Source organism: Oceanobacillus polygoni, from assembly GCF_008304605.1.
GTDB classification, from domain to species: domain Bacteria; phylum Bacillota; class Bacilli; order Bacillales; family Amphibacillaceae; genus Oceanobacillus; species Oceanobacillus polygoni.
This window is the reverse complement of the sequence record NZ_PIJY01000022.1, coordinates 19,661-29,192: the sequence shown is the minus strand read 5'-3', so window position 1 is coordinate 29,192 and position 9,532 is coordinate 19,661. Positions and strand designations below refer to the sequence as shown.

Sequence of the window (9,532 nt, the reverse complement as noted above, 5' to 3'; positions counted from 1 at the left end):
TGAGATAGCTAGAGCTCCCCCTTGTCCGAAGGCGATTCATCTCCACCCTACTACGTTGAGGATGAAGTCTTCTCGCCTAAAACAGATAAAAAACGCCCCACCAACTATTCATTGTAAATGTTTTGGCGGGGTATTTTTATGTGACTTCCTTTGTATTTCAGCAAAAATAGTCTCTTGCTGTTCGGGCGGTAGTTGTTCCCTATTTAATTGCATCAATTGTTCATTGTACTGTGTTTGTTGATTCAGCTCTCTTTTTAAGTCCTCCATTAAAGCTGTTAATTGCTTAAATTCTTTCTTTGTCACTGGCTGGGCTTCTTCTTTCAACAATAATCCAACCTGCCCATTCGGTTCTAATGTCGCCCACTGAACATCTTCCATTCGTTGAACGTTTTGTACCCGTAATTCCATTTCAAGCTGGTCCACCGTCATCCTTAACTTTTTCAAATTCTTTTCCTGCAAGCTACCATTGATAATTAATACTTTCGATTTACCTGTGATAATATTTTCGAATAGATCTCCTTTTATCTGTAGAAACTCCATTACTACCAATGTCAAAACAAGGATCAACCCGACGAATAACGTACTCCATATATCTTCACCTGCTATTGGTTGAATAAGCAATGACCCTATTCCAATCATAATTACAGTTTGTGTGAGCGTCATTTGGGAGATCGATTTTCTACCTGCAATTCGTAACAAAAATGTTCCACCGATAATCATGATTACTGACTTCCATATTAAATGCCAATCCAATCTGAGGCTCTCCTTCCTTTTCTTTTTAGTTTTATTTGGATAGTCCTTTTTATACTGTTAAATCTCCTATTTTGGGAAAATCTAATGTAGAAAATCATTGTAAAGCAATTAAATGATAAAATTATCATTTAATTTTCTATTGACATTACAATGAAAACGTTTTATTATATATATGTAACGGGTTACATACGCGTTTTTATTTTTTTATGATATGTAACCCGTTACATAGGTTGATAAAAGGTGGTCTGCTTATGACAACAATTAGGGATGTTGCTAAATTAGCAAATGTTTCAGTAGCTACAGTATCTCGAGTGATAAATAATAATGGTTATGTTAATGAAAGCACAATGCAACGAGTTCGACAGGCAATTGAGCAATTGAACTATCGTCCAAATGATGTTGCACGTAGTCTTTTCAAAGGTAAATCAAAAATGATTGCTTTGTTTGTTCCTGACATTATGAACCCCTTCTTCCCTGAATTAGCTCGAGCAGTGGAAGACATTTCTAATAAACATGGCTACACATTCATTTTATGTAATACAGATAATCAGAATGATAAAGAAATAACCTATCTAAATGCTCTTTTACAAAAATCGATTGATGGCATCATTCTAGTTTCAAGTACGATGACAACAAGTCAAGTTAAAGATATGAAAGTCCCACTAATAGCACTTGACCGAAAGATCAATCCCAATTTAATTTCTGTTACCGTAAATAACTATGAAGGGGCTAGACAGGCTGTTCAATATTTAAAAAAACAAGGCTGTAAACGAATCGCTCACATTTCTGGCCCTGAGAATATAAGTAATGCTAGGGAAAGATTTAGAGGTTATTTAGATGAGGTTAGGGATGAAGAATGGTTCAATAGTGACTTCATATGTGTAGGAAACTATGCTGTGAATGACGCATTTGAAGCAACAAAGAAGTTATTACAGAGTAACCCTGAAATAGACGGCATTTTCGTAGCAAATGATTTAATGGGGGTTGGTGTGTTAAAGGCTGCTGAATCGTTAAAGATTAAGATACCAAATGAGTTATCCGTTATTGGCTTTGACGGGATAGAGCTAGGAAACATTACATCTCCTTCTCTAACTACTATGGCACAGCCCATTTATAATATTGGGAAAAGAGCAGCTGAGATACTTATTCAAAAGATTGAACACCCTAATACAGTTATTAAATCAGAAGAACACAAGGTTAAATTAATTACTAGAGAATCAACATGAAAAGGAGCTAAGATGATGAACAGTCATCCCCGCGTTTGCGTTATTGGAAGCATTAATATGGATCTAGTGACTACAACTAAAAAATTACCTAAGAAAGGTGAAACTATATTAGGAGAGAGATTTGAAACCTATCCCGGTGGAAAAGGAGCTAATCAAGCAGTAACATCTGCTAGGCTAGGAGCAGATGTATCGATGATTGGCGCTATTGGAAACGATACCTTTGGAAAAACTCTTTTACAACATTTCAAATCAGAATGTATAAGCGAAAAGGGAATTAAAATTATCCCTGATATTTCAACAGGTGTTGCAGCAATAACAGTATTGGATAATGACAACCGAATTATTGTTTCTCCAGGAGCTAATTCTAAATTGACCCCCAAATTAATTGATGAAGCTCAAGATATTATTTTAGCTAACGATATTATTCTTTTACAACTTGAGATACCAATAGAAACTGTACAATATACTGTTGATTTTGCTTATAAACATAAAATACCTGTTATTCTCAATCCTGCACCGTTTCAAATTATACCAGAAGACATATTGAAAAAAGTAACCTACCTAACACCAAATGAGATTGAATTTCTATCAATATCTGAAATGTCTTTAGCAGAATCTATTAAAGAAAAAATGATTATAACCAAAGGGGAACATGGAGTTAAATTCATATCAAAGTCAGGGGAAGCGATATCCATTCCTGGCTATAAGGTAAATGTTAAAGATACAACTGGAGCTGGGGATACTTTTAACGGTGCTTTAGCAACAGAGTTAGCTAGAACAGGAGAGTTGGAACAGGCAATTGTCTTCGCAAATGCAGCAGCAGCTTTATCTGTAGAAAAATTTGGTGCGCAAGGTGGAATACCTGATAGGAAAGAAATTATAGCTTTTATTAGGAAAAACGAGGAGGAACTAAGATGAATAAAAAACCTATAATAATTGATACGGATCCAGGAATTGATGATGCGGTTGCATTGGCAATAGCTCTATTTAATGAGGAACTGGATGTTCGTTTAATTACAACTGTTAACGGAAATGTGAGCCTTGAAAAAGTAACTTATAATACTTTACGACTTCTAAAGTTTTTTAATAAAGAAATCCCCGTTGCCAAAGGTGCCTCCACACCATTAATTGTGGATCCAGTTGATGCAAGTGATATTCACGGTGAAACAGGGATGGACGGCTACAACTTTGAAGAACCTGATGAAAGTTTATTATTGGACGAGCATGCCGTAAATGCTATGCATAAAGAAATTATGAGTAGCGAGGAGAAAATCACTCTCCTTCCAATCGGCCCTTTAACAAATATTGCTCTACTTTTTAAACTTTATCCTGAAGTTAAAGAAAATATAGCTGAAATTATCTTAATGGGTGGATCGACAGGGCGTGGGAACGTTTCTGTTATGGCAGAGTTTAACATCTATGCTGACCCCGAAGCAGCAAAGATCGTATTTTCAAGCGGCTTACCAATCGTGATGGCTGGACTCGATGTCGGTATGAAAGCCTTAGTTTATCCAGAAGATAGTGAAGTACTCAGAGAAATGAATGATACTGGTAATATGATTTATCATTTATTCAAAAAATACAGAGGCGGTAGCTTTAATAGCGGTCTAAAAATGTATGATAGTTGTGCAGTAGCCTATCTATTAAAACCAGATTTATTCACAACTGTGGATACCTATGTAGACATTGAATTGAACGGGGACTTAACAAAAGGAGTTACAATAGTAGATTTAAAAGGTTATATGAAACAAGAAAGCAACGTAAAAGTTTGTGTAGATATTAATGCAACTGAGTTTAAAAAATGGTTAATGGAAAATCTAAGAAAATGTAAGTAAGCATTTATCCATTTTTCAGGGAGGAATCATCTATGTTGGACAACCTTATCATGTATAGCTCAGCATTGTTAGCGGTTGCAGTAATTGTTTATATGCTTATTAAGAAAATGGATATTAAAATCCCCCTATTTCTTATGGGTATCGTTTTATTGTTAATTAGTATCGTCATGGGTAACGAGATTGTATTTAATGACTTTACCCCGACTGGGTCTGCACTTTTAGACCCTCTGCAAGTTGTTGTGCAGCAATTCAAGTCAACATTGTCCTCAGCCGGATTAATTATTTTAATATTAGGTGGATATACAGCCTATATGTCATCAATCGGAGCTAACGATTTAACCGTTCAAATGTTAACAAAGCCAGTTAGCAAGATAAAATCTGTATATCTACTAGTTCCTATTATATTTTTATTAGGTAACGTTTTATCCTTAGTTATACCAAGTGCTTCAACACTAGCTATTTTATTATTAGCCACACTTTATCCTGTAATGAAAAATGCAGGTATGACTACTCTTAGTATAGCAGCAGTTATAGCTACTTCTGCAACAATTATTCCAACTCCACTTGGAAGTGACAATGTGGCTGTTGCAGAGGAATTAGCGAAGTATGCAGCATTTAGTGATTTAACAGTTACACAATATGTTTTTAGCTACCATGCCATGATTTCAGTGCCAACCATACTATTCATGGCGATCGTTCACTATTTCTGGCAAAAGAGAATGGATAAAAAGGCTGGAAATACCGAATCTATTAAAGATGTTAAAATAGAAGTATTCAAGGAAATAGAAGGCGGTATGTTATTTAAAACAGTCTATGCTATCTTGCCGGTGTTTCCAATAATTATTTTGTTAGTTTCTTTTATATTAGAATTTACAACTCAAGTATCTGTTTCAATTAGTGTAGAAATTGCAGTATTAATCTCGTTTATTTTAGCTATAATTTGTGAGTTAATTCGCAATAAAAATAGTAAAGATGTGTTATCCAATACTGAAAAATTCTTTTCGGGTATGGGTAATATGATTTCAGTGGTGGTTCTGTTAGTAGCTGCTTCTGTATTTGTGGCAGGTCTACAATCTATTGGGCTGATTGAAACCCTGCAAGTATCAATGGAAAACATACAAGGACAAGGACTTGATTATGTTTTACCACTGGTTCTGGTTGGATTTACAGCATTAATTGTAATACTAAGTGGAAGCGGTATTGCTTTATTCTTCGCAATGATACCACTGATGGTTCCTTTAGCCGAAGCTGCTGGAATTAATCCAATCGCAGTTAGTATTCCTATGGGGCTAGCTGGAAACTTATTTAGATCAGTTTCTCCAGTTGCTGCAGTAGTATTGATTATTGCCGGAACGCTGAAAGTAGATCCAATTAACATAATTAAGAGGACCTCTGTTCCAATGATATCCGGTGTCATATTTATGTTTATATTGTCTATGATATTATTTTTATAACCTCACGAATTAAAAACATAAAACCCATGCATAAGATGCATGGGTTTTATAATCTATACTCTAACTAGAGTAATTTATAGTCATCATTTTCTATTTCGCTAAATCAACCTTCTTATTAACCAAATAAATAATAATACCACCAATCGTCATCGATAAAAGCTCACCAATTCCAACCGTTACATACGTCACCCAAAACGGCAAATCAAAAACAATGTACAGCTGCCCAGCAACAGTAAACATAGACAATGCAAAAATAATCGCTGTCACTGCCATTTTCACTTTTAAATTTTTGATGTTTTTTGTTACTGCTCTTGAAAGAATAAGAACAAGGAAGGTTGCTATCCCACCGACTGGGACATCGAGAAACCACATTGGTGATAGGAAGTTAACGATAACTACCCCTAATGTAACCGCAACAATATAGCGCTTATGAAAGATTGCCAGATAGTTAAACATTTCGGATAGTCTTAGCTGGATTGCTCCAAAGCTAATAACGGATAAGATGAGGGTCACTGCAACATAGAGCGCAGCAACGAGACCTATTTTGGTTAGGTCAATAGTAGAAGTGCGTGACGTTTCACGATACGCCTGAGTATTCATTTCTATTTCTCCTTTGTAAAATAGCATATGGCTATTTTAGTAATAACTATGACCAAAGGATGAGAGCATGGTTGCCCTAGCTAAGTGCCATAGTGCAAGCAAAAAAGCTTACTTCGGTAGTATAACAAAAGGTGAAGGAAATGAATAGGACTATTTCATCGTCCATCCACCGTCAATCGGCATAACAGCCCCATGGATATAATCCGCTGCTTCGCTTGCAATAAACAGCGTGAGGTTCGCAACCTCTTCGGGCTTTGCCCATCTCCCTGCAGGCGTTTCCTCTGCCACCCATTTCGCCACCTCTCCATCTCCCGCAAAATCTGCTTGGTTCATCGGTGTTTGAATTGCACCAGGAGCTAGCGCGTTCGCACGGATTCCATCACGAGCGTAATCATAATCAAGCTGCTTTGTATAGCCGATTATCGCATGCTTGGAGGCGGTATATGCCGCTCCACCGCCACCTGCGACAAAACCCGCAATTGACGCCATGTTCACGATAACACCTTTTTTCCTTTCCAACATATGGGATAACACCACATTCGTAACATGATACGTCCCTTTTACATTCGTATCCATCACCCGGTCCCATAATACCTCATCCGTTTCCAGTGTTTTCGCATAGCCATCCAGAACACCAGCTGTATTCAGAAGGATGTCAATTCGCCCAAATTGCTCTATTGCTCCTTGAACCGCTGCTTCTATGTCACTTTTTTCACGTACACTTCCACGTACATAATCAAATGTATCGCCATATGTGTTTTTTAATTGGACAAGCCTATTTTCCTCTATATCTATCGCAAAAACAGTTGCTCCTTGCTTTAAAAAAGCTTCCGCCTGTGCATATCCGATCCCAGAATTAGCACCTGTTACAAACACAACTTTTTCGCTAAACTCACTAAATTGCATCGTTTCACCGCCCATTAGAAAAGCCCATGCATCACATGAGCTATCACCTATTATTCAACTATTTTCCAATCAGCTGCTAGTAAATCACAAACTGTTGGTGTAAACATTGTGTAGCCTTCACCCTCTACATTTATCAGGAAGTATGGATTCAGTCGCTCGCCATCTACTTCACTTTCACCAACTATTTTCACATACAACTCTGCGCCTGGCCAACCTTCGCGAATAATCTTCTCTCCAGCTTTCAAGCGCGGTAAAATTTCTTCAAATGTCACGTTGATCATCCTTTATTTGTTGATATGGAAAGTATAAGGGAATGATTGGGGAATTACAATAATAGGTGATTACAGCCAATAAAATGTCCATCTTTGAAGTAGTTTTTTTATAAATCTGTTAGACACATAAAACGAAAATAAATTGCAAAAGCTACCATAAAGCACATATGAAAATCCGAGCTAAAAATGTGGGCTATCTATGGAGGCGGATTAATGCATGACATTTAAAGATGGAATAAAGCAAATTGAAAAAGCCAATGAACAGTTAGTTGATGTAGAAAACGGGGTGTCCGAAACAATCATTAACGTTTTTATGTTTACTTGGCAATGGTGGTTGGGAATCGGACTATTTATTATTCCTTGGATCGTATGGTTTTTACTTAGAAACAAGCAAAGTACTGGTCGCCTTCTAATCGGGGGTTTTATCACCATCATTTTATCCTTAATGATTGACCTTGTCGCTTTGTCGAGTGGACTCTGGTCTTATCCAATGGTGTTCTCACCTATAGGTCCATTGTTATTTCTCCCTTACCATTTTTCTTTGGCCCCTGTTGCCATTATGTTTACACTGCAAATTAAGCCAAAAGCTAATCCCCTTTTAAAAGGGGCAATATTTGCTGCCATTGGAGCTTTCATAGGCATGAACTTTTTTGAACTGATTGATTTTTACAACCCAAAAGGATGGTCAACTATTTATGACTTTTTTATTTATCTATTCCTTTTCCTGATAGCGTATTGGTTCAGCAATATAGATAGTTTTAAAAGAATATCAGATGGCTATTGAAATCTTTTGCTTTGTTCAAGAAAGAGCACAAATCCAGAATAAGGACATTGTGCTCTTTCTTGCTTATTAGTCCAGTCCTTGACACACACAATGAAAGCATCTCCCATTATTAATCCATCAGCCCTTTCTGAAACGCATAGCTTGTCAGCTGCACGCGGTTATCTAAATGGAGTTTGCTCAAGATGTTTTTCAGATGACTTTTCACTGTATGTTCGGAAATAAAAAGAGTATCTGAAATTTCCCGATTGGACAATCCTTTCGCTACCAATTGCAGCACTTCTAATTCCCTTGCAGATAAAGGCGTGTTCTCTTTCGTTACAGCCTTACTTTGCGGAAATTCCTTTAAAATTTGAAAGGCAATTTCTTTGGACATTGGAACTTCATCTACGGCAAAGGCTCTTAAATGGTCAACCCATGCTTCCGATTGGATATTTTTTAATAAATAGCCCTGTGCTCCTTGCTTTAATGCATCAAACAAATCAGTGATATCATCCGAAACTGTAATCATGACAATCTTGACATAAGGAAATTGAAGCTTGATTCGTTTCGTCGCCTCTAGGCCATCCATTACCGGCATTTGAATGTCCATTAGTATAATGTCAGGCATTAATTCTTCCGTAAGCTTAATCGCTTCCTCGCCATTCTTCCCTTCTCCTACAATAAGAAAGTCTTCATGCTCCTCTAAAATTTCCCGAATTGCTTCTCTTGCATGCACGTGATCGTCCACAATTACGATTCGAAAAGGTTGCATCTAGGTTTCCTCCCTTTTTATTTCCAGGATCGTTTCATTCTCAATTTTCTTTATCGAAAATTCCCATTCCATATCTCTTGCTCTATCTTGAATAATCTGGAGTCCGTATCCTGTGCTAGATTGAATGTTTTCATTGGTGAATCCTATTCCCCGATCCTTAATTTGGCATATCCACCCATGATCTATTTCCTTTGCAATAATCCATACTTGATTTGTTTTTGCATGTTTAATGACATTCATGACAGCTTCTTTTACGCAGGCAAACAGCTCTACTTTCTCTTTCGATGACAATGCATCTTCTGGAATTTCCCATTCTAACTGAACATCCATGTAATGCTGTTGCTTCAGCTCCGTTACATACTGGTAGATCGTTTCCGTCCAGCTAAACGTATCCTCGTTGGGTACGTATTTCAAGTTTGTAATCGCTTGACGTGTATCCTCGTGCACATGCTGTAAGGTTTGCTTTATTTTTTGAAAATCAGCATCATGCTCCAGATCATTCTTTCTGCCAAACTTATTCATTTTCACAGACAATAGAAATAGCGATTGAGCAATGCCATCATGGAGCTCCCTTGCCAGCTTTTCTCTCTCGATAAGTGTAGCTTTCTTAGCCCTTGCTACTCTCAGCTCTTCTTGCATTTTTTCTAAAATGGAAAACAAATGCCGTAAAAAGACAAGCGTAACAATAAATACTAAGATAGGAGATAAAAAATTCCCCATGTCCATGGAAATGTACGAAAGGAGAAATTCATGCCGAATATACTCCCAAAGGGCAATTGTAATCGTTGGTATAAATAATATCAGCCATTTGATTTGATTATATTTCAAGTCTTCACCACACTTCTAACTATAAAATGTGTCTTTATTTTATCATTTAATCACCCATTTATAGCAAATTCACGTTTAAATCACTCTTTCGAGGTATTATGCACGATTCAGCATTCGATTTAT

11 protein-coding genes are annotated in these 9,532 nt (G+C 36.9%); 5 read left to right on the top strand and 6 right to left on the bottom strand.

The features are described from left to right. Positions 1–108: 108 nt before the first annotated feature. Positions 109–753 (bottom strand): DUF421 domain-containing protein, encoded by a 645-nt coding sequence (locus F1560_RS08440; RefSeq protein WP_149474200.1) that lies wholly within the window; start codon positions 751–753, stop codon positions 109–111. 251 nt (positions 754–1,004) lie between these two features. Between F1560_RS08440 and F1560_RS08435 the strand changes: the two genes are divergently transcribed. Genes F1560_RS08435 through dcuC form a run of 4 tightly spaced genes read left to right on the top strand, consistent with a single transcriptional unit; the run spans position 1,005 to position 5,268 of the window. Then, positions 1,005–1,979: a LacI family DNA-binding transcriptional regulator gene (locus F1560_RS08435; protein ID WP_149474199.1), complete on the top strand. Its 975-nt coding sequence runs from the start codon at positions 1,005–1,007 to the stop codon at positions 1,977–1,979. A gap of 15 nt (positions 1,980–1,994) precedes the next feature. Next, complete coding sequence (gene rbsK, locus F1560_RS08430; protein ID WP_149474198.1) at positions 1,995–2,897, top strand: ribokinase; 903 nt, start codon at positions 1,995–1,997, stop codon at positions 2,895–2,897. Beyond that, positions 2,894–3,814: a ribonucleoside hydrolase RihC gene (gene rihC, locus F1560_RS08425; RefSeq protein WP_149474197.1), complete on the top strand. Its 921-nt coding sequence runs from the start codon at positions 2,894–2,896 to the stop codon at positions 3,812–3,814. Before rbsK ends, rihC begins: the two co-directional genes overlap by 4 nt. Positions 3,815–3,846: 32 nt before the next feature. Further along, the gene (gene dcuC / locus F1560_RS08420) at positions 3,847–5,268 is read left to right on the top strand and encodes a C4-dicarboxylate transporter DcuC (protein ID WP_149474196.1); all 1,422 of its coding nucleotides are present in this window, start codon (positions 3,847–3,849) and stop codon (positions 5,266–5,268) included. A 90-nt stretch (positions 5,269–5,358) separates the two neighbouring features. On the opposite strand, the gene F1560_RS08415 is transcribed toward dcuC, so the two are convergent. The 3 genes from F1560_RS08415 to F1560_RS08405 all read right to left on the bottom strand — a co-directional run bounded on the left by F1560_RS08415 (position 5,359) and on the right by F1560_RS08405 (position 7,046). Continuing rightward, complete coding sequence (locus tag F1560_RS08415) at positions 5,359–5,868, bottom strand: QueT transporter family protein (RefSeq protein ID WP_149474195.1); 510 nt, start codon at positions 5,866–5,868, stop codon at positions 5,359–5,361. A 150-nt stretch (positions 5,869–6,018) separates the two neighbouring features. Continuing rightward, positions 6,019–6,774 (bottom strand): 3-oxoacyl-ACP reductase, encoded by a 756-nt coding sequence (locus tag F1560_RS08410; RefSeq protein ID WP_149474194.1) that lies wholly within the window; start codon positions 6,772–6,774, stop codon positions 6,019–6,021. A gap of 50 nt (positions 6,775–6,824) precedes the next feature. Then, on the bottom strand, positions 6,825–7,046 hold the full coding sequence (locus F1560_RS08405; protein ID WP_149474193.1) for a DUF2829 domain-containing protein: 222 nt from the start codon (positions 7,044–7,046) through the stop codon (positions 6,825–6,827). Positions 7,047–7,263: 217 nt separating this feature from the next. Between F1560_RS08405 and F1560_RS08400 the strand changes: the two genes are divergently transcribed. Beyond that, on the top strand, positions 7,264–7,830 hold the full coding sequence (locus F1560_RS08400) for a CBO0543 family protein (RefSeq protein WP_149474192.1): 567 nt from the start codon (positions 7,264–7,266) through the stop codon (positions 7,828–7,830). 109 nt (positions 7,831–7,939) lie between these two features. On the opposite strand, the gene F1560_RS08395 is transcribed toward F1560_RS08400, so the two are convergent. Together F1560_RS08395 and F1560_RS08390 are read right to left on the bottom strand one after the other, a co-directional pair. Beyond that, the gene (locus F1560_RS08395; RefSeq protein ID WP_149474191.1) at positions 7,940–8,581 is read right to left on the bottom strand and encodes a response regulator; all 642 of its coding nucleotides are present in this window, start codon (positions 8,579–8,581) and stop codon (positions 7,940–7,942) included. Continuing rightward, positions 8,582–9,409: a sensor histidine kinase gene (locus F1560_RS08390; protein WP_149474190.1), complete on the bottom strand. Its 828-nt coding sequence runs from the start codon at positions 9,407–9,409 to the stop codon at positions 8,582–8,584. Between the last annotated feature and the right edge of the window lie 123 nt (positions 9,410–9,532).

Bases quoted from the DNA above. Each gene is read 5' to 3' on its own strand.
- rihC (WP_149474197.1), top strand. From the start codon at position 2,894: ATGAATAAAAAACCTATAATAATTGATACGGATCCAGGAATTGATGAT.
- rbsK (WP_149474198.1), top strand. From the start codon at position 1,995: ATGAACAGTCATCCCCGCGTTTGCGTTATTGGAAGCATTAATATGGAT.
- F1560_RS08415 (WP_149474195.1), bottom strand. From the start codon at position 5,868: ATGAATACTCAGGCGTATCGTGAAACGTCACGCACTTCTACTATTGAC.
- F1560_RS08410 (WP_149474194.1), bottom strand. From the start codon at position 6,774: ATGCAATTTAGTGAGTTTAGCGAAAAAGTTGTGTTTGTAACAGGTGCT.
- dcuC (WP_149474196.1), top strand. From the start codon at position 3,847: ATGTTGGACAACCTTATCATGTATAGCTCAGCATTGTTAGCGGTTGCA.
- F1560_RS08400 (WP_149474192.1), top strand. From the start codon at position 7,264: ATGACATTTAAAGATGGAATAAAGCAAATTGAAAAAGCCAATGAACAG.
- F1560_RS08395 (WP_149474191.1), bottom strand. From the start codon at position 8,581: ATGCAACCTTTTCGAATCGTAATTGTGGACGATCACGTGCATGCAAGA.
- F1560_RS08435 (WP_149474199.1), top strand. From the start codon at position 1,005: ATGACAACAATTAGGGATGTTGCTAAATTAGCAAATGTTTCAGTAGCT.